Source organism: Kitasatospora sp. NPDC001309, from assembly GCF_042896295.1.
In the GTDB taxonomy this organism is placed as follows: Bacteria; Actinomycetota; Actinomycetes; order Streptomycetales; family Streptomycetaceae; genus Kitasatospora.
Genome location: NZ_JBIAXC010000070.1, coordinates 1 through 19,250, shown reverse-complemented (window position 1 = coordinate 19,250; position 19,250 = coordinate 1). Strand labels below are relative to the sequence as shown.

The window sequence follows — 19,250 nt, the reverse complement described above, 5'->3', positions numbered from 1 at the left end:
GTCCAGCGGCCCGGCGGGACCGCCCGGCACGCGCAAGCCGGGCGCGGCCGTTCGGGTCACGGCTCGGCGCGGAGCCCGGCGGGCACCGGCTGCTTGCGCACGAACGCGGACCGCAGCACGTGGTACGGCGATTCGGGTGTGAAGAACTGCCGGCGCATCACCGCGAGCTCCTCCGCCCGGTACGCCGCCAGCGGCTTCGTCCGCTCGTCGGCCTCGCGCGCCGCCTTCTTCGCCGCGATCCGCCGGTGGACGGACGGCGAGGCGGCCAGCAGCCCCGCCAGCCGGGCCGTGTGCGCCCCGAACTCCTCCGGCCCGGCGTCGAGCAGCCGGTCGACCAGGCCGATCCGCTCGGCGGCCGCGGCGGACACCGGCAGGGCCCGCCCGGTCAGCCGCTCCGCCTGCGCCGCGCCCACCCGGCGCGGCAGGGTGTACGTCCAGTACTCCGAGCCGTGCAGCCCCATCAGCCGGTAGTGCGGGTTGAGCACCGAGCCGGCCCGGCACCACACCTCGTCGGCGGCCAGCGCCAGCATCACCCCGCCGGCCGCGGCGTTCCCGCCGACGGCCGCGACCACCAGCCGGTCGGTGGTGGTGAGCACCTCGGCCACCAGGTCGTCCATCGCGGTGATGTTCGCCCAGGACTCGGCGGCCGGGTCCGGCGCGGCCTCGATCACGTTGAGGTGGATGCCGTTGGAGAAGAAGTCCCGGCCGCCGCCGAGCACCAGCACCGTGGTCGGGCGGCCGAGCGCGAAGCGGTACGCGGCCAGCAGTCGGCGGCAGTGCTCGGCGGACATCGCCCCGCCGGGGAAGGAGAACCGCAGGAAGCCCACCGGGCCGTCCTCGTGGTAGCCCAGGTCCGACCAGCCCGGGTGCTCGCCCTCGTCCGCCGTCAGCGGCGCCGGGTGCTCCGGCAGGGGCGGCAGCAGGGCGCCGAGCGCCGTCACCGCCGGGAGCTTGATTGTCGCGGGCCCGCCCGGCGTGCGGCGGCGGCGCAGTTCGGGGAGCCACACTGCTCCGTCCGGGGTGGCCCGGCACACCGCGCCGGCCCGGGTGGCGAGCAGCTCGCCCGGGCGGCCGCGCAGCAGCGGCTCCCGGTGGCCGCCGTGCAGGTACCACTCGGCGCCGCACAGCACGTCCAGCACCCCGGGGCGGGAGTCCGCGGCGCGCAGCCGGCGCAGCACCTCCTCGGTGGGGTCGGCCGTCCAGTCGATCCGGCGCTCCGCCTGGCGCAGCGGCGGCCGGGTGCGCACCGTCCCGTGCCAGCCGGGGCCGTGCTGCGGCTGCGGGGCGTGGCTTCCGGAGGCGAAGCGTTCCACGGCGAGCAGCGCGGCCGTGACGGCGGCGTCGGCGACCTCGTTGCGGTAGAGGTCGCTCTTGCCGCGCTCCGGCAGCCGGCAGGGCGCCCAGGCCCAGACCGGTCCGGCGTCCATCTCCGCCTCGGCCTGGAGCACCGTGACGCCCCATGCGGTGCGGCCCTCCTGGACCGCCCGGTCCAGCGAGGACGGGCCGCGGTCGCCCGGCGGGCCGGGGTGGACGACCAGGCAGGTGAGCTGCTCCCAGAGCGTGCGCGGGATCGCGCTGCGGAGCATCGGCGCGAGCACCAGATCCGGCCGCAGCCGGGCCACCGTCGCCAGCAACTCCTCGTCGTCACACGCCAGTTGGACGTCGACGCGGTGGCCGCGGTCGCGCAGTTCGGCGTGCAGCCGCTGGCTGAGGCTGTTGAACGCGCTGGCGAGGAGCAGGATCCGCATGTCCGCCTCCGACGGTGAGGGCCCGGGGATTCCGGCGATCATCGCCTCCGCCCGATCCGCCTCCGGGCCCGTCGCCCCCGCCGCGCCGCCCGTTCACCCGAGCGGCGGGGGCACCGCCCGGGCGCGCCCGCTCCCGCTCAGGCGGGTTCCTGGCCTCGGCGGCGGCGCAGGCCGAGCAGCAGCAGGGCGGTGAGCGCCGCCGTGGCGATGCCCTCGGCCCAGGCGGCCAGGGTCTTGTCGGCGAACCAGATCGGCTCGTACATGTTCGGCAGCGGTCCGAGGGTGCCGACGTCGACGTAGCGGTAGAGCAGCAGGGCGCCGAGGCCGGAGGCCGCGACCAGCCAGCCGAACAGGACGGCGGACCGGCGGCGCCCGAGCAGCAGGAGCAGCGCGGCGAGGCTGGCGGCGGCGGCCTCGGCCCGGAACAGCGTGCCCTGGGTGATGCTGTCGCCGATGGCGTCGTACCGGTCGGCGAGCCGGGCGTGGACGGCCGCGTCCACGGCGAGCCCGGCGACGGCCACCAGGCACAGCAGGAGTTCGACGGGTCGGCGTCCGTCGCGGGGGCGGGCGTGCGTGCGGGGGGCCACGGCCGGTCAGCCGACGGTGAGGGTGCCGTGCATGAACGGGTGGATGGTGCAGATGTACGGGTGGTCGTCGGTCTGCTGCGGGGCGGTGAAGGTGGCACTGGCGCCGGGCTGGATCGTCCCGGTGTCGAAGGACTTGTCGGAGGCCGTCAGGGTGTGGGCGGTGGAGTCCTGGTTCATCACGGTGACGGTCTGGCCGGCCTTCACCGTCAGGGTCGCGGGGGAGAAGGCGAAGTTCTTGATGATGACCTGGAGGGCGCCGGTGCTGCCCTGCGCGGGAGTGGTCGCGGCACCGCTGCTCTGCGCCGGGCTGGTGGCGGCGCTGCTGACCTGCGCGGGGCTGGTGACCGCGGACGAGGGCGCGCCGTTCGAGGTGGTGCCGGTCGACGGGCTGCCGTTCGACGGGCTGCCGGAGCTGGAGCAGGCGGCGAGGGCGGCGGAGAGCAGCAGCGCGGCGGCTGCCTGGAGGGGCCGGGGGCTGGTCACGGACGGGCTCCGTTCGGGAGGGGTGCGGCGGCGGGAGCGGCGCGCTTCCCAGCCTCCGCCGCCACGGGCCGGTCGCGGCTACGCCGAGGACGCCGGACAGCCCACCGTTTCATCCGTGTGAGTGAATGCGAGGGCCCCGTACGGATGCCCGACGCCCCGGCGATGCGGGGGAATTGTGCAGATTCCTCCCCCGCCCGCTGCCGGCCGGCGCACCGGGTAGGCGCCCCCGGGTACGGCGGGCCGCCCCGGTCCGGCGGGTCGCGATCGCAGGAGGCCGAACCGATGCAGTTGTCCACCGTCCGCCCGGTGCCCGTCACCTTCCCCGACGGCCCGGCGCCCGACGTCCCGGTCGAGGCCGAGCTCCGCTTCGACGCGAGCCTCCCGTACGCGGCCTGCCTGGCGTTCCCGCTGACCCCGTGCCGGTGCACCGGCGACGCCGCCCGGGTGTGCTGGTACTTCAGCCGCGAACTGCTCAACGAGGGGCGGCTCGGCCCGGTCGGCAGCGGGGACGTGCGGATCCGCCCGGGGGCGGCGGGCGAGGTGCTGATCACCCTCCAGGGGCCGGTCGGCCGGGCCGTGGTGAGCGCCCCGGAGGACCTCGTCACGGCGTTCCTCTCGGACTGCTTCGCGCTGGTGCCCGCCGGGGCGGAGTCCCACCACCTGGACGTCGACACGGCCCTCGACCGGCTGCTCGCCGCCGACCGAGGGACGCCCGGTGATCCTCCGTAGAATCCACGGGCCGATCCCCTCACCCCCGCTCGCCCGCAGGAGGCCGCGTTGACGTCCCACCCCGGACCAGGTGTGCTCACCCACCTAGACTCCCTGCTGCACCGGGCCCCCGCCGACCGCGGCGGGGCGCTGTGGCGGTTGCAGGAGGAGGGCCGCCAGCTCGACGCCAACATCGTCCGCCTGCCGGCGAACGCCGAGGTCGCGGCCCATGTGGAGCCGGACCTCGACGTCCTCGTCCAGGTGCTCGACGGCAGCGGCCACCTGGAGACGGCCAACGGCCGGCAGTTGCTCTCCCCCGGCTGCACCGCCTGGCTGCCGCACGGCGCGCGGCGGGCGGTCGGTGCGGGCGAGGACGGCCTGGTCTACCTCACCGTCCACCGCCGCCGGCCCGGCCTCACCGTGCGTCCCGCACCGGCCGGGTAGCCGCGCCCGGCGCCCGGTGCGGGCGGCCGCCGGATCAGCGGGCCGGCAGCGGGAGCCGGGTGGCCGAGGTGCCGAGGCCGGTCGGCCCCCGCAGCTCGTGGCCGTGGTGGCGTCGCAGTTCGGCCTCCGTGAAGCGGCCGCTGCGGCCGTGCCAGTCCAGATTGCCGGCCAGGAAGGCCCGCAGGTGGCGGACGTGCTCGTCGACGGCCTGCCGGGCGGCGGCACCGAGCCGGAAGTCCTCGCAGAGGACGGGCAGTTCGGCGGCCACCAGGTGTTCGAACTGGTCCAGCCGGGCCTCCGCGAGGTCGGCGACGACGTGCGCCGCCTCCCGGTAGCCGCAGTCGAAGAAGTGCTCCGCGACCAGCGCGGAGTTGTGGAAGTCGCCCTCGAACTCGATCTCCCGCTGGTACGAGTACAGGTCGTTGACCAGGGCGGAGTGGTCGACCGCCGCGAGTTCCACGGCCCGCATCGTGCCGCTGGCCCGGACCTCGGGCGGGAGCGCCTCACCGCGCAGCAGACCGGGGATCGTGGTGAAGAACTCCCCGCCGACGGTCTGCCGACGCACCTCCAGGAAGTCGACCGGGTCGGGGATGCGGTGGTGGGCCAGGTTGGCGACCTCCGTCACCCAGCCCTCCAGCAGGTCCGTCAGGACGCCTCGGACGGTGTCCTGCGCGGCGGGCGGCAGGTGCTCGGCGAGCCGGGACCAGAGGTCGGCGAGCCCGCGCTCCAGCGCGTCCGCGGGGGCGACGGGTGCGGCCTGGCCCGGTGCGGTGAGCGCCAGCAGGCGGGCGGCGGCCAGTTTGGCCCCGGCCAGGTCGCGCGGCTGCCCGTAGGCGGCGTCGAAGTGGTCGTCGCCGTAGCAGCCCCAGGTGATGAAGCCGACGGCGGCGGCCAGCTGCTCGGCGCCGAGGTCCGGCAGGGTGAGGGCGCCCAGCAGGCCGAAGTCGGCGCGGGCGAGGGTCCGTTCGCTCCAGACCGGCCGGCCGCCGGTGCGCGGTCCGGGGGCGAGCATGCCCATCCGTTCGGCCCACTCCAGCGACGCCTGTCGGGCCTGCGCCAGGTGCGGGCTGGCCCGTACCTCGCCCGGGGACCGGAGTGCGGGCACCAGGGACGGCCCGGTGCGCCGGTGCGGGACGAAGGAGAAGTTCCGTACGCGCTGCGCGCCGGTCGCGGCCCCCAGCCGCTCGAGGTCCATCGCCGAGGTGCCGAGGCCGCCCAGCGGGAGCACCGAACTCCCCTGCGGGCCGAAGCCGTTCACGCCCCCGCCGTTCATGCCCCCGCCGTTCATGTAGCGGCTGGACCGCAGGTGCCACTCGTGCCCGCCGGACTGCCAGTCCTGCAGTCCCTTGACGTACGCGAGCACCCGGGCCGCCTCCTCCGGGCCGAGGCCGTGGTCGGCGAACAGCGGGGGCAGTTCGGTGAGCGCGGTGTCCTCGAACTGCTGGAGCCGGGAGGTCAGCAGGTCGTTGACCCGGTCGGCCGCCTCCTGGGTGGAGATGTCGAGGAAGGTCTCCAGCACCAGGACGCCGTTGCTCAGTTCGCCCTCCTCCTCGGTCTCGCGCTGGTAGGAGAACAGGTCGTTGCGCAGGTGCACCGCGTCCGAGAAGGCGTCCCGGAGCACCCGCAGCGGCCGGGTGCCGGCGACCGACGCCGGGACCTCGGCACCCGCCGCGTGCTCCACCAGCCCGGCGGACCAGGGCGCGCCGCCCACCTTGCGGCGCATCTCGATGTACTCGACCGGGTTGGGGATCCGGCCGATGTCGATGTTCGACAGCTCCCAGATCGACTCGTCGAGCAGGTGCTCGGTGCTCAGCGCGAAGCGTTCGCGCCACTCCCGCGAGGTGCCGGGGACGGTGCGCAGCCAGAGGTCGGCGAGGCCCGCCTCGACCGGGTTCCGCGGCTCGGGCATCGAGAAGGGGAGGTTCAGCGGCATGAAGGCGGGCAGCCGGTCCAGGTAGGCCTTGCCACCGGCCCGGTCCTGGGTGCGCTTGAAGGTCTCCAGGAAGTGGTCGTCGAAGAAGAACACCCAGACGTACCAGTCGGTGATCAGCGAGAGTTCGGGCCCGTCGCAGTCCGGGTGGGTGTAGGCGCACAGCAGCGGGTAGTCGTGGGCGTCGAGGTCCCGCTGCTCCCAGATGCCCGAGCCCTCCAGCATGCCCATCTGCCGGGCCCACTGCCGGGAGTGCTCGCGCGCCTCCTCCAGTCGGGGGTTGAGGCGGGCGGGGTACGGCAGGTAGAAGGCGGGGAGTTCGAAGGGCTGGGGCACGTGGCTGCACGCTTTCTCGCGGGGACGTCCGGCCCCTGCTCAACGACCCCTGCCGGGCCCGGTCACCGCGGCGCTCCGGCCCCTCGGCGCCTCCGCAGAGTTACTTGACAAGCTCAACCTTTCAGGCCTAGCGTCGTGGCGATTGTTTCAGCTGGTGAAAAATTGACAGCGCAAGCCATCGGGCGCAGTCCGACCCGGGGCGCCGCGACATCCGTAGCACTGGAGACAGCCCTCATGACCCCGCAGGACCACGGCGCTGCCGTCGCCGCCGAGACCGCCCGCTTCGTCACCGCCGTCCAGGACGCCGACCCGGCCCTCCCGGTGCCCGGCTGCCCCGGCTGGACGCTCGCCGACCTCGTCCGCCACACCGGCAGCGTGCACCGCTGGTTCACCGTCCTGCTCCGGCAGCGGATCCAGGAGCCGCCGCGCAGCCGGGACGTCGACCTGCGGCTGCCCGAGGGCGTGGACCAGTACCCGGCCTGGCTGGCCGAGTCCGCCCGGGAGTCCGCCGCCGCCTTCGCCGAGGGCGGGCTCGACGAGCCGATGTGGGCCTGGGGCGCGGACCAGCACGCCCGGTTCTGGGTGCGGCGGATGCTCTTCGAGACCCTGGTCCACCGCGTCGACGCCGAGACCGCACTCGGCCTGGCGCCGGAGATCGACCCGGCCCTCGCCGCCGACGGCGTGGCCGAGTTCCTGACCAACCTGCCCTTCGCCACCCTCTTCGCCCCCGGGACGGCCGAGCTGCGCGCCGAGGACCGGACCATCCGCTTCACCCGCACCGACGGCGAGGGCGACTGGCTGGTCCGGCTGCGCCCCGACGGCTTCGGCCTGGCGGACGCCGACCCCGACGGCTCCGAGGCGGCCGCCGACGCCACCGTCCGGGCGGGCGCCGCCGAGCTGCTGCTGCTCCTGTACGGGCGCCTGGACCGCACCGCCGCCGGGATCGAGCTCGCCGGGGACGAGGAGCTGCTGGCGCACTGGTTCGCCCACTCGGCGTTCTGAGCCGCGCCGGGCACGCGCCCGGAGCACTCACCGGCCGGGCCCCTCAACGGGCCCGGCCGGACGGCCGTCCGGGCCCGTGGGCTCAGTCGGTCGCGGCCAGGGTGCCGTCGAAGGTGGCGGCCGCCAGGCCGAAGGAGAGGGTCATCCCGACGCCCGAGGTGACGGTGATCGCCCGCACGCCCGGGGCCAGGTCGCGCACCAGCAGCGGGCCGCGCGCACTGCTGGCGTAGACGCCCTGCCAGCGCTCCAGGATCCGCAGGTCCGGCACGCCCAGCACCCGGGCGACGGCGGCGATCAGCAGCTCGTGGGTGCGCTCGTCGACGAACGGCGGGGTGGTGGCGTCGTAGTGGTGCGAGTCGCCGACCAGCACGGTGCCGTCCGGCAGCCGGGTGAACATCACATTGGCGCCGATGCCCACCAGCTCCGCGCTGTGGCCGAGGACCTCCGCGCGCAGCGGGCCGGCCGACGGCTGGGCGGTGAAGGCGTCGTAGCGCAGCATCGAGGTGGCGGTCAGTACCGCCGCGTTGGTGCGGAACCCGGCCGGTGCCTCGGCCCGCGCCATGCTCAGGCGGCAGCGCTGGATCTCGTGGTCCTCGGCGATGTCGGGGAACAGGTAGTCGAGGTCGTGGCCGACGCAGACCAGGATCCGGTCGCCGCGCACCGGGCCGCGGGTGGTGTGCACGGCGCCGGACTCCACGCCGGTGACGGCGGTGCCCCACAGCACCCGGCCCCGCGGGTGCTCGGCGACCCAGCGGGCCAGGGCGGGCGCGGCCTCGCGCGGGTTGACCCGCAGGTCGGCGGGCAGCAGCGCGCCGCCGACCAGGTCGCCGGCCTCGCCGCCCGCGCGGCCGAGCGCCTCGGCCGTCTGCGCGGCGGTGCGCAGCCGTACGTCGTCGCCGCCGCGGTCGGCGTGCAGCTCGGCCAGCACGGCCGCCTCGGTCTCCGACCGGGCCACCACCAGGGCGCCGGCCTCCTCGGCCCAGAAGCCGGCCGCCGCGGCGGCGCGCAGCCAGCCGGAGCGGGAGCGCCGGGCCAGTCCGAGCAGTGCGCCGTCCTGGGCGGTGATGCAGCAGTGGCCGAAGTTGCGGACCGAGGCGCCGACCGGCTGCCGGTCGCGCTCCACGACGGTGACGGACAGCCCGTTGCGGAGCGCCTCGAAGGCGTGGGCCAGGCCGACGATGCCGGCGCCGACGATCACCACGTCGCTGGGGCCGGGCGCGCCGGCGGTGTCGCGCGAGGGGGAGACGGCGGGGGTGGTTACGGATGCGGTGCTGCTGCTCATGGTCCCCAGCCAAGCGGCCGACGAGCGCCGGAGTCAAGAGATGTATGTACAAGTCACCCCCTGTTCACCCGGCGGACGATCTTCGGGCCCACTTGGATGAACAGGAGAATCCGCAGGTGGAACGGCCTTGAGAAGTTCCGGCCCCGGGTGTCATAGTCGACTTGTGAAGACAAGTGAGGACCTCCCCCTCCACCAACGGCTCGGCGCGGAGTTCCTGCGCCGCATCGAGTCCGGCGAGTGGCCCGAGGGCGAGCCGGTGCCCAGCGAGTCGCAGCTCTGCGCCGAGTTCGGCACCTCCCGCGGCCCGGTCCGCCAGGCCCTGGCCATGCTGCGGAGCGCGGGCAGCCTGGTCGGCGGACGCGGCAAACCGCCCGTCGCCCACCGCACCGCGCCCTCCCAGCCCTTCGGCACCTTCCTGTCCTTCACCCAGTGGGCCCGCAGCATCGGCCGCGAGCCCGGGCAGCACACCCTGGAGGTGGCCCGCCGCCGGGCCGCCCCGGAGGCGGCCGCCCGGCTCGGCCTCGCCGAGGGCGAGCCGGTGGTCGAACTCGTCCGGCTGCGCCTGCTGGACGGCGTCCCGGCCATGCTCGAACGCTCCACCTTCGTCCACGAGGTCGGCCGCATCCTGTTCGACTTCGACCCGGACACCGGCTCGGTCTACCAGGAGCTGCTGCGCCGCGAGGTCGACCTGCACCACGCCCGGCACACCATCGACGCCGTCGCCGCCGGGCCGCGCGACGCCGAGCTCCTCCGGATCGCCACCGGGGACCCGCTGCTGCGGGTGCGCCGGCTCACCACCTCCGGCCGGGGCGTCCCGCTGGAGGACGCCGACGACCGCTACCTGCCCGCGATGGCCACCTTCACCGTCGAGAACACCGTCGAAGGCCGAACCGTGATCGGCCGCTACCGCACCGAAGAGGACTGAACACCGTGATCGAGCTCGCCGCCCTGGACATGGCCGGTACCACCGTCAACGAGTCCGGCGCCGTGTACCGCGCGCTGCGCACCGCCGTCGAACGCAACGGGGTGGCGGTCGCCGACGCCGACCTCCAGACCTGGATGGGCACCGACAAGCGCGAGGCCATCGCCGCCCTGGTCCGCATCGGCGGCGGCACCCCCACCCCGGAGCTGGTCGAGGAGAGCTACGCGGCCTTCGCGGAGTTCCTGCGCGAGGCCTACCGCGCCAACCCCCCGCAGGCCATCGAGGGCGTCGAGGAGGCCCTGGCCGAGCTGCGCCGCCGCGGCATCAAGGTCGCGCTGACCACCGGGTTCAGCGACGACGTCGCCTACCCGCTGCTGGAGTCGCTCGGCTGGTCCACCGGCGAGGGCGGCAACCTGGACGCCGTCGTCACCTCCGACGAGGTCCCGCGCGGCCGCCCGGCCCCGCACATGATCCACCGGGCGATGGAGAAGACCGGGGTGATCGACACCCGCCGGGTGCTGACCGCCGGGGACACCGTGGTCGACGTCGAGGCCGGCCGCAACGCCGGGGCCGGCGTGGTCGTCGGGGTGCTGACCGGGGAGCTCACCCGGGCCGACTTCGACGGGCACCCGCACACCCACGTGCTGGCGAGCGTCACCGAGATCCCCGCCCTCCCCGAGGCCACCCCGACCGCCTGACCGCACGGCTTCCGCCGTCGGCGCACCCCGACGGCGGGAGCGGTTGTCAAGGCGGCGGGAGGATCTCGTCGGAGTCCGTCGGCCCAGACCCCGGAATGCCGCACTCCCCGGGGCGACCCGCTAACGTGGACCGCTTCCGTACCCCCCGGTCCACCGAGGAGCAAAGCGCCGTGTCCGACAGCTTCGCGCACCTGCACGTCCACACCGAGTACTCGATGCTGGACGGGGCGGCGAAGAACGGAAAGCTGTTCGCCGAGGCGGAGAGACAGGGCATGCCCGCCATCGCGATGAGCGACCACGGCAACATGTTCGGCGCGTACGAGTTCTTCCACTCCGCCGCCAAGACCGGGGTGAAGCCGATCATCGGCATCGAGGCCTACGTCGCCCCGGCGTCCCGCTTCCTCAAGAAGCAGGTGTTCTGGTCGCCCGGCGGCCAGCGTCCCACCGGCTCCGACGGCGAAGGCGGCAAGGACGTCTCCGGCGGCGGCCGCTACACCCACATGACCATGTGGGCGCAGAACGCCACCGGCCTGCGGAACCTCTTCAAGCTCTCCTCGCTCGCGTCGATGGAGGGCTACTACATGAAGCCCCGGATGGACCGCGAGCTGATCGCCGCCAACGCCACCGGCATCATCGCCACCACCGGCTGCCCCTCCGGTGAGGTGCAGACCCGGCTGCGGCTCGGGCAGTACGACGAGGCGGTCAAGGCGGCCGGCGCCTACCAGGACATCTTCGGCAAGGAGAACTACTTCCTGGAGCTGATGGACCACGGCCTCTCCATCGAGAAGGACGTCCGCGAGGACCTCCTGCGCCTGGCCAAGGACCTGAACATCCCGCTGCTGGCCACCAACGACTCCCACTACGTGACCGCCGACCAGGCGGACGCCCACGACAGCCTGCTCTGCGTCGGCGTGGGCAAGAACAAGGACGACCCGAACCGCTTCAAGTTCAACGGCTCGGGCTACTACGTGAAGACCGCCGAGGAGATGCGCGAGCTCTTCCGCGAGCTGCCGGAGGCCTGCGACAACACCCTCGCGATCGCCGAGCGGATCGAGTCGTACGACGAGGTCTTCACCTACGTCGACCGGATGCCCCAGTTCGACGTGCCCGAGGGCGAGACCCAGGCCTCCTTCCTGCGCAAGAAGATCGAGGTCGGGCTCCAGCACCGGTACGGCGACAGCCCGAGCCAGGAGGTACTGGACCGGATCGAGCTGGAGATGGGCGTCATCACCCCGATGGGGTTCGACGCCTACTTCCTCGTGGTCGCCGACATCTGCCAGTACGGCCGGGACAACGGCATCCCGGTCGGCCCGGGCCGTGGCTCGGCGGCCGGCTCGATGGTCGCCTACCTCACCGGCATCACCCAGCTGGACCCGCTGGAGCACGACCTGCTGTTCGAGCGCTTCCTCAACCCCGAGCGCATCAACCCCCCGGACGTCGACATCGACTTCGACGACCGCCAGCGCGACCAGATGGTCCGCTACGTGACCGAGAAGTACGGCGCCGCGTACACGGCCCAGGTGAACACCTTCGGCACCATCAAGGCCAAGGCGGCCGTGAAGGACGCCAACCGGATCCTCGGCTACCCCTTCGCGATGGGCGACCGGATCACCAAGGCGATGCCGCCGGACGTCATGGGCAAGGGCGTGCCGCTGGCCGACCTGTTCGACGAGAAGCACTCCCGGTACAACGAGGGCACCGAGATCCGGGCGCTGTACCAGAACGAGCCCGACGTCAAGAAGATCATCGACACCGGGCGCGGCATCGAGGGCCTGATCCGCGGCACCGGCGTGCACGCCGCGGCCGTCATCCTCTCCTCGACCCCGCTGCTCGACCTGATCCCGCTGCACATGCGGGACAAGGACGGCGTGATCATCACCGGCTTCGACTACCCGTCGTGCGAAGCCATGGGCCTGATCAAGATGGACTTCCTGGGTCTGCGGAACCTGGGCATCATCGACCACTGCATCAAGATCGTGAAGGCCAACCGGGGCGTCGACGTCGACATCGAGAAGATCCCGATCGACGACCCCACCACGTACCAGCTGCTCGCCCGCGGCGACACCCTGGGCGTGTTCCAGCTCGACGGCGGCCCCATGCGGGCCCTGCTCAAGCTGATGAAGCCCACCGAGTTCGCCGACATCTCCGCCGTCTCCGCGCTGTACCGGCCCGGCCCGATGGGCATGAACTCGCACACCAACTACGCGCTGCGCAAGAACGCCCAGCAGGAGATCATCCCGATCCACCCCGAGCTGGAGGAACCGCTCAAGGACGTCCTCGGCCCCACCTACGGCCTGATCGTCTACCAGGAGCAGGTGCAGCGAGCCGCCCAGGTGCTGGCCGGCTACTCGCTCGGACAGGCAGACCTGCTGCGCCGCGCGATGGGCAAGAAGAAGAAGGAGGTGCTGGAGAAGGAGTTCGTCCCCTTCCACGCGGGCTGCAAGGAGCGCGGCTACTCCGACGAGGCGATCCAGGCGGTGTGGGACGTCCTGGTCCCGTTCGCCGGCTACGCGTTCAACAAATCGCACTCCGCCGCGTACGGCCTGGTCTCCTACCAGACCGCCTACCTCAAGGCCAACTACCCGGCCGAGTACATGGCGGCGCTGCTCACCTCGGTCGCCGACGACAAGGACAAGATGGCCGTCTACCTGGCCGAGTGCCGGCAGATGGGCATCAAGATCCTCTCCCCCGACGTCAACGAGTCGGTGGTCGACTTCACCGCCGTCGGCAGCGACGTCCGCTTCGGCCTCAAGGCCGTGCGCAACGTCGGCGTGCCGGTGATCGAGTCCCTGGTCGGGACCCGCGACGAGAAGGGCAAGTACACCTCCTTCGCCGACTTCCTGGACAAGGTCGAGCTGGTGGTCTGCAACAAGCGCACCATCGACTCGCTGATCAAGGCCGGCGCCTTCGACTCGCTCGGGCACAGCCGGCTCTCGCTCAGCAGCGTCCACGAGAGCGCCATCGACGCCGTCACCGGGTTGAAGAAGCAGCAGGCCATCGGGCAGGACGACCTGTTCGGCGCCCTCGACACCGGTGACGGCGGCGGACCCGCCATCGGACTGGACTTCCAGCTCACCGAGAACGAGTGGCCCCGGCGCCAGCTCCTCGCCCTGGAGCGCGAGATGCTCGGCCTGTACGTCTCCAGCCACCCGCTGGACGGCGCCGAGCACATCCTCTCCCAGAACCGCGACACCTCGATCGCCGAGCTCCTCGGCTCCGGCCGCTCCGAGGGCGAGGTCCGGCTCTCCGGGCTGATCACCGGCGTGGACCGGCGGATCAACAAGGCGGGAAACGCCTGGGCGATCATCACCCTGTCCGACCGCGACGGCTCGGTCGAGGTGCTGTTCTTCCCGGCCACCTACAACCTGATGGCCGAGCAGATGATCGAGGACAACGTCATCTCGGTCCGCGGCCGCCTCAACGAGCGCGACGGCTCGCTGAGCATCTTCGGCCAGGAGATCGCCACCCTCGACGTCTCCTCCGCCGAGCTCGGCACCAAGCCGCCGGTCCAGATCACCGTCCCGGCCTCCCGGATCACGCCCGAGGTCGTCGCCGAGCTCAAGCTCGCCCTCCAGGCCCACCCCGGGGACGTCCCGATCCGGCTGCTCACCACCAACTGGGACAAGAGCACCCTGTACGAGCTGGGCTTCCGGGTGAACCCCGACAACGGGCTCGCCTCGGACGTCAAGACGCTGCTCGGCAACCGCGCCTGGGCGGGCGCGGCCGTACGCGCCGTCGCGGACCAGTCCGCCGGGCGGTAGACCCGCCGGAATGGCCGGGCCGGGGCGGGGCGCTGCTGCGCTCCGCCCCGGCCCGGCCCTCGCCGCTTCGCGGATTCCCGTGGCGGGCCCGCCGCAGGCTCGCGGCAGGCCCGTGGTACGCCCCTCAGATGAAAACGGATATCATTACGGTGCGGGCAGTGGATCGCACCGGCCGGTTCCGTTGCCAATCCGTATGAACATGACACACATTGGCATCGCACGGGGAGCTCGAATGCGCACGGACACAGCGGGAGTCGGGATGCCGGTGGACGCGACCCTGGCCGGGGCCTGGCTGGAACGCTGGGAGCGCCAGCAGGAGCTGTACGCGGTGGAGCGCGAGGAGCGGTTCACCGTCATGGTCGACGTGGTGGAGCAGGTCGTCGGCCACCGCGCCCGTCCGCTGATCGCGGACCTCGGCAGCGGTCCCGGCTCGCTGTCCGCGCGGGTCGCCGAACGGCTGCCGCACGCCGAGGTCGTCGCCGTCGACATCGACCCGCTGCTGCTCGCGCTCGGCCGGGCCGGACACCCCCGGGTGACCCGCTGGGTGGAGACCCTGATCGGGCGCCCCGGCTGGATCGAGGACCTCGGACTCGACCGCCCGCTGGACGCCGTGCTCTCCTCCACCGCGCTGCACTACCCGCCGCCGGAGGCACTGCTCCGGATCTACCGCGACCTCGCGGGCACGCTGCGGCCCGGCGCCGTCCTGGTCAACGGCGACCACCTGATCCCCGAGGAGCCCTCCCTCGCCGAACTGGCACTGGCGATCGGCCGGCGCCGCTCCCAGCGCCGGGGCGTGGGCGGCGCCGAGGACTGGTCGCAGTGGTGGGACGCCGCCCGCCGGATCCCGGAGTTCGCCGAACTGCTGGCGGCCCGCGAGCGGCAGCTGCCGCCCAGCGAGGGCGAGGGCAACGGCCTGTCCGCCGCCCAGCACGCCGCACTGCTGCGACTGGCGGGCTTCCGCCAGGCCGGGTCGGTCTGGCAGTACGGCGCCAGCTCCGTCCTGGTGGCGCTGCGCTGACCGGAATTGGTCCCTGACCCAACTTCCTTCTGTCACAAACGGATTGAGTACTTTCATCTGGGCACAGTCTTTGCTATGGCGTGACAGAAACCGCTGTTGATTCAAACTGAAAACAGTTACCGTTTGCCTCGGTCGTCGACCGGCCTGGGCAGCCCGTCGGCGAGCCGTGTGCCCCTCACCCCGGACCACCGACGGGAGGCTGACCACCATGCGGCCCTCACCGCTGTACCTGGAACCACGGCTGGAGCCCCGGCTCCGATCCCTCCTGGACACCACCGACCTCCTGCACACCCTGGTCGACGCACTCGGGTCACCGCTCAACCTGCTGCTGCCCGAACAGCTCGCCGACAACCTGGCCCGCTTCCGGTCCGTCTACCGCAAGCACCGGCTCACCGGGCGGATCCACTTCGCCCACAAGGCCAACCGCTCCAGCGCCCTGGTCCGGCGGCTCGCCGGCGCGGACGCCGCCACCGACGCCGGGCTCGACGTCGCCTCGCTCGGCGAGCTCCAGCACGCCCTCGGCGCCGGCTGCGCCCCCGAGCGGATCCTGGCCACCGGCCCGAAGACCCGCGAGTTCCTCTGGCTGGCCGCCCGCACCGGCGCCACCGTCCACCTGGACACCCTGGCCGAACTCGACGAGCTGGCCGACCTGGTGAGCAAGCACGCCCTCCCCCGGGTGCCCGTCATGCCCCGGCTCTCCGGCTTCCACTCGCCCGGCGTCACCGTCCTCACCCGGCCGAGCCGCTTCGGCGTCCCGGCCGACGAGCTCGACGCACTGCTGGACGCCCTCGAACGCCACCGCGACACCGTCGAACTCACCGGCGTCGCCTACCACTTGGACACCACCGGTATCGGCGAGAAGGCCGTCGCCCTGGAAGCCTGCATCCGGATCATGGACGAGTGCCACCGCCGCGGCCTGCACCCCCGCACCATCGACATCGGCGGCGGCTTCGGCGTCAACTACCTGGCCGACGCCGCCCAGTGGGAGCGGTACACCACCGCACTGACCGACGCCGTCCTGGGCCGACGGCCCCCGCTCACCTGGCAGGGGCACGGCTACGGGCTCCGCAACGAGTCCGGCACCCTGCGCGGCACGCTGGGCCTGTACCCCGCGCACCGCCCGGTCGCCGCCGAGGCATACCTGGACGAACTGCTCTCCCACCCCGCACCCACCCTCGGCCGACCGCTGGCCACCCTGCTGCTGGAGAACATGTACGACCTGGCCGTCGAACCCGGCCGGGCCCTGGTCGACCAGTGCGGGGCCACCCTCGCCCGCGTCCTGGAGGTGCGACGGGGGCCGGGCGCCGAGCAGCTGGTGCGGCTGGAGATGAACGCCCGGGACGCCGGCCTGGAGGACCACGGGGTGCTGATGGACCCGGTGCTGATCCCCCGCTCCGGCGCCCCCGCCACCCCGGCCACCCCGGACGAGTCCGTCGGCGTCCACCTGCTCGGCAACCTCTGCCTGGAGGCCGACCTGATCACCCGTCGGGTGGTCCACCTCCCCCGCCTCCCCGCCCCCGGCGACCTGCTCGCCTTCGCCAACACCGCGGGCTACCTGATGGACTTCAACGCCGGCGGACCGATCCGGCAGCCCGTCGCGCGCAAGGTCGCCGCCTACCGCCAGGACGGCGCCTGGCACTGGCGCCTCGACGAGCAGTACTGGCCCCTCGACACCGCGGGGCCCGCGACACCCCAGGGGGACGGACGCGCATGAGGTACGACAGCATCACCGACGCGATCGGCGACACCCCGCTGGTCCGGATCGACCCGGCCGTGACCGGCCTGCGCAGCATCGACCTGTACGCCAAGCTCGAACTGCTCAACCCCTTCGGCTCGGTCAAGGACCGCGCCGCCTGGAACATGACCCGCGAGGCGCTCCCCGCCGCCGTCGCGCGCGGCGACACCGTCGTGGAACTCTCCAGCGGCAACACCGCCAAGGCGCTCGCGCTGATCGCCGGCATGCACGGCCTGCCGTTCAAGAGCGTCACCAACCGGATGAAGGTCCCCGAGGTCAAGGACCTCCTGCTGCTGCTCGGCGCCGAGATCGAGGAACTGCCCGGCCGGGCCGAGTGCCTCGACCCCACCGACGCCGACGACCCGCTCACCCGCATCCACCGGATGCTCTCCGCGGCCGAATCCGGCTACCTCCACACCGACCAGTACTTCAACCCGCTCAACCTCGACGCCCACCTCACCGGCACCGGTCCGGAGATCGTCCGCGACCTCGACGGCCGCGCCCCGGACGTCTTCATCGCCTGCGTCGGCACCGCCGGCTCCTCCACCGGCGTGGCGACCGTGCTGCGCGCCCACAACCCGGCGGTCGAGGTGCTCGGACTGGTCGCCCACAAGTCCGACTTCATCCCCGGCATCCGCACCATCGACGAGGTCCACGAGGTCGGCCTGTTCGACCCCGACACCTACGACAGCATCGCCTCGGTGACCGCCGAGCAGGCCATCGACGGCATGCTCACCCTGATCCGCCGCTGCGGCCTGCTGGCCGGCCCCACCGGCGGCGGCGCCTACTACGGCGCGCTGCGCCACCTCCGCTCCCTGGACGCCGAGTTGGCGGGCACCGAGGAGCGCCGGACGGCCGTGTTCATCGTCTGCGACCGGGTCGAGAGCTACCTCGGCTACGTCCGCGACCGCCGCCCCGAGCTGTTCCACCGGCCCGCCCGGCCGAACTCGGTGGGCACCCTGACCGAGGCCGAACTCGCCGCCGCCCGGGCCGTCGACGTGGACGCCGCCCGCAAGTGGATCGCCGAGGAGCACCCGCTGGTGGTCGACCTGCGCGGCCCCTTCGCCTACGCCGCGCTGCACATCGAGGGCTCGGTCAACATCGTCGACGAGCTGTTCGACGAACTCCTGCACGGGGGACTGCCGTTCGGCACCCGCCGGCCCGTCCTGCTGGCCTGTCCGGTCGGCGAGAAGTCGGTCCGGTACGCCGCACTGCTCACCCGGATGGGGCACCAGGACGCCCGCAGCCTGGCGGGCGGCATCATCGGCTGGCGCGACGCGGGCGCGCCGCTGGTCCGGGACTGAACGGAGGCCGCGTATGAGCACCCTCGACGAACTGGACTGCTGGCACCGGGAGTTGCGCAAGCAGTTCCCGATCATCACAGGCGCCCCCGAGCAGGCCTACCTGGACAGCGCGGCCACCGCCCAGAAGCCGCGGGCGGTGCTCGACGCCGTCCACCACTACCTGACCACCGCCAACGCCAACGCCGGGCGCGGCACCTACACCTGGGCCAACGCCACCACCGCGCTGGTCGAACGCACCCGCACCCGGGTCGCCGCCTTCCTCGGCGACCCGGCACCCGGGCAGCCCTCCGGAGTGCACTTCGTCAGCGGCACCACCGAGGGCCTGCGCACGGTGGCCCGGGACTGGCTCCCCCGGCACCTGCGGGACGGCGACGAGATCATCGTGCCCTTCGCCGACCACCAGGCCAACGCCCTGCCCTGGCTGGAGGCGCAACAGCTGCTCGCCGACCGCGGCGTCCGCGTCCGGGTCCGTGAACTCCCGTACGACCCGGCCTCGCACGACTACGACCACCGGGCGCTGCCCGGACTCGTCACCGAGCGGACGGCCTTCGTCGCCGCCACCCACGTCCACCACGTGTACGGCGCCGACATGAACGTCCACCGGATCCGGGCCGCCGTCGGCCCCGAGGTACCGATCTGCCTGGACGCGGCGCAGAGCGTCGGCCACCTGCCGGTGGACGTCGGCCGCCTCGACGTCGACTTCGTGGTCTTCTCCGGCCACAAGGCACTCGCCCTGCCCGGCACCGGCGCCGTCTGGGCCCGCAACACCCGCGGCCCGGAGTTCCGCCCCGGCGGCTGGAGCGGCACCCCCAACACCTGCGGGATCGCCGGCCTGGAGGCCGCCCTGGACTGGCTCGACGCCGCCGGCACCGACCGCATCCGACGCTGGACCACCGCCCTGGCCACCCGCCTCACCGACGGCCTGAGCGGCTCCGACGCCTACCAGGTGCTCGGCTGCGGACAGAGCCTGGCCGCCGACTCCCCGGTGCAGCGCCGCGAGGCCATCGTCACCTTCCGACACCGCGCGATCCCCTCCAACGACCTCGGCTTCGTCCTCGCCAGCCACGGCCTGATGGTCCGCGCCGACGGCCACTGCCAGGCCCGCGCCGGCGAGACCGACACCTCGGTCCGGGTCAGCCTGCACGCCTACAACTCCCCCGAGGAGATCGACCGGCTGCTGGCCGCCCTGCCCGACGTCTAGGTGTACTGACCACGGAGGTTGGTGACGGGGTTCACGGCTGGGTGATCTTGAAATGAGTGAGGGCCTTCTGGCTCGGTGTGGATTGCGACAT

Annotated in this window: 15 protein-coding genes; 10 read left to right on the top strand and 5 right to left on the bottom strand. The window is 73.2% G+C overall.

Annotated features, from left to right (window positions below; translation table 11 throughout):
- Positions 1-56 precede the first annotated feature (56 nt).
- The 3 genes from ACFY2K_RS40535 to ACFY2K_RS40525 form a co-directional block, all read right to left on the bottom strand.
- Complete coding sequence (locus tag ACFY2K_RS40535) at positions 57-1,748, bottom strand: enoyl-CoA hydratase-related protein (RefSeq protein ID WP_387717710.1); 1,692 nt, start codon at positions 1,746-1,748, stop codon at positions 57-59.
- Positions 1,749-1,885: 137 nt separating this feature from the next.
- Complete coding sequence (locus tag ACFY2K_RS40530) at positions 1,886-2,335, bottom strand: hypothetical protein (RefSeq protein ID WP_380523657.1); 450 nt, start codon at positions 2,333-2,335, stop codon at positions 1,886-1,888.
- Between the two features lie 6 nt (positions 2,336-2,341).
- Entirely contained in the window at positions 2,342-2,818 is a 477-nt protein-coding gene (locus ACFY2K_RS40525; protein ID WP_387717708.1) for a cupredoxin domain-containing protein, read from the bottom strand.
- A gap of 282 nt (positions 2,819-3,100) precedes the next feature.
- Here ACFY2K_RS40525 and ACFY2K_RS40520 point away from each other — a divergent pair, with 282 nt between their 5' ends.
- Together ACFY2K_RS40520 and ACFY2K_RS40515 are read left to right on the top strand one after the other, a co-directional pair.
- Positions 3,101-3,547, top strand: a complete 447-nt coding sequence (locus ACFY2K_RS40520) for an SsgA family sporulation/cell division regulator (protein ID WP_380593170.1) — start codon at positions 3,101-3,103, stop codon at positions 3,545-3,547.
- A 72-nt stretch (positions 3,548-3,619) separates the two neighbouring features.
- Complete coding sequence (locus ACFY2K_RS40515; protein ID WP_387717707.1) at positions 3,620-3,970, top strand: cupin domain-containing protein; 351 nt, start codon at positions 3,620-3,622, stop codon at positions 3,968-3,970.
- Between the two features lie 34 nt (positions 3,971-4,004).
- Here the strand turns inward: ACFY2K_RS40515 and ACFY2K_RS40510 are convergent, their stop codons facing one another.
- On the bottom strand, positions 4,005-6,236 hold the full coding sequence (locus tag ACFY2K_RS40510) for a germacradienol/geosmin synthase (protein ID WP_387717705.1): 2,232 nt from the start codon (positions 6,234-6,236) through the stop codon (positions 4,005-4,007).
- A 234-nt stretch (positions 6,237-6,470) separates the two neighbouring features.
- Between ACFY2K_RS40510 and ACFY2K_RS40505 the strand changes: the two genes are divergently transcribed.
- On the top strand, positions 6,471-7,238 hold the full coding sequence (locus ACFY2K_RS40505) for a maleylpyruvate isomerase family mycothiol-dependent enzyme (protein WP_380523667.1): 768 nt from the start codon (positions 6,471-6,473) through the stop codon (positions 7,236-7,238).
- A gap of 82 nt (positions 7,239-7,320) precedes the next feature.
- On the opposite strand, the gene ACFY2K_RS40500 is transcribed toward ACFY2K_RS40505, so the two are convergent.
- Positions 7,321-8,520 carry a TIGR03364 family FAD-dependent oxidoreductase gene (locus ACFY2K_RS40500; RefSeq protein ID WP_380593167.1) on the bottom strand — a complete coding sequence of 400 codons (1,200 nt, stop codon included), beginning with the start codon at positions 8,518-8,520 and terminating at the stop codon, positions 7,321-7,323.
- Positions 8,521-8,683: 163 nt separating this feature from the next.
- On the opposite strand from ACFY2K_RS40500, the gene ACFY2K_RS40495 reads away from it, so the two are divergent.
- The 7 genes from ACFY2K_RS40495 to ACFY2K_RS40465 all read left to right on the top strand — a co-directional run bounded on the left by ACFY2K_RS40495 (position 8,684) and on the right by ACFY2K_RS40465 (position 19,159).
- Positions 8,684-9,445 (top strand): GntR family transcriptional regulator, encoded by a 762-nt coding sequence (locus ACFY2K_RS40495; RefSeq protein ID WP_380523671.1) that lies wholly within the window; start codon positions 8,684-8,686, stop codon positions 9,443-9,445.
- Between the two features lie 5 nt (positions 9,446-9,450).
- Positions 9,451-10,140 carry a phosphonatase-like hydrolase gene (locus tag ACFY2K_RS40490; protein WP_380397693.1) on the top strand — a complete coding sequence of 230 codons (690 nt, stop codon included), beginning with the start codon at positions 9,451-9,453 and terminating at the stop codon, positions 10,138-10,140.
- Between the two features lie 170 nt (positions 10,141-10,310).
- Positions 10,311-13,901 carry a DNA polymerase III subunit alpha gene (dnaE, locus tag ACFY2K_RS40485; protein WP_387717702.1) on the top strand — a complete coding sequence of 1,197 codons (3,591 nt, stop codon included), beginning with the start codon at positions 10,311-10,313 and terminating at the stop codon, positions 13,899-13,901.
- A gap of 232 nt (positions 13,902-14,133) precedes the next feature.
- On the top strand, positions 14,134-14,919 hold the full coding sequence (locus tag ACFY2K_RS40480) for a class I SAM-dependent methyltransferase (RefSeq protein ID WP_387717700.1): 786 nt from the start codon (positions 14,134-14,136) through the stop codon (positions 14,917-14,919).
- Between the two features lie 208 nt (positions 14,920-15,127).
- Positions 15,128-16,633: a Y4yA family PLP-dependent enzyme gene (locus ACFY2K_RS40475; RefSeq protein WP_387717698.1), complete on the top strand. Its 1,506-nt coding sequence runs from the start codon at positions 15,128-15,130 to the stop codon at positions 16,631-16,633.
- The gene (locus ACFY2K_RS40470) at positions 16,630-17,958 is read left to right on the top strand and encodes a pyridoxal-phosphate dependent enzyme (RefSeq protein WP_387717696.1); all 1,329 of its coding nucleotides are present in this window, start codon (positions 16,630-16,632) and stop codon (positions 17,956-17,958) included. Before ACFY2K_RS40475 ends, ACFY2K_RS40470 begins: the two co-directional genes overlap by 4 nt.
- A gap of 13 nt (positions 17,959-17,971) precedes the next feature.
- Positions 17,972-19,159 carry an aminotransferase class V-fold PLP-dependent enzyme gene (locus tag ACFY2K_RS40465; RefSeq protein WP_387717694.1) on the top strand — a complete coding sequence of 396 codons (1,188 nt, stop codon included), beginning with the start codon at positions 17,972-17,974 and terminating at the stop codon, positions 19,157-19,159.
- Positions 19,160-19,250 lie beyond the last annotated feature (91 nt).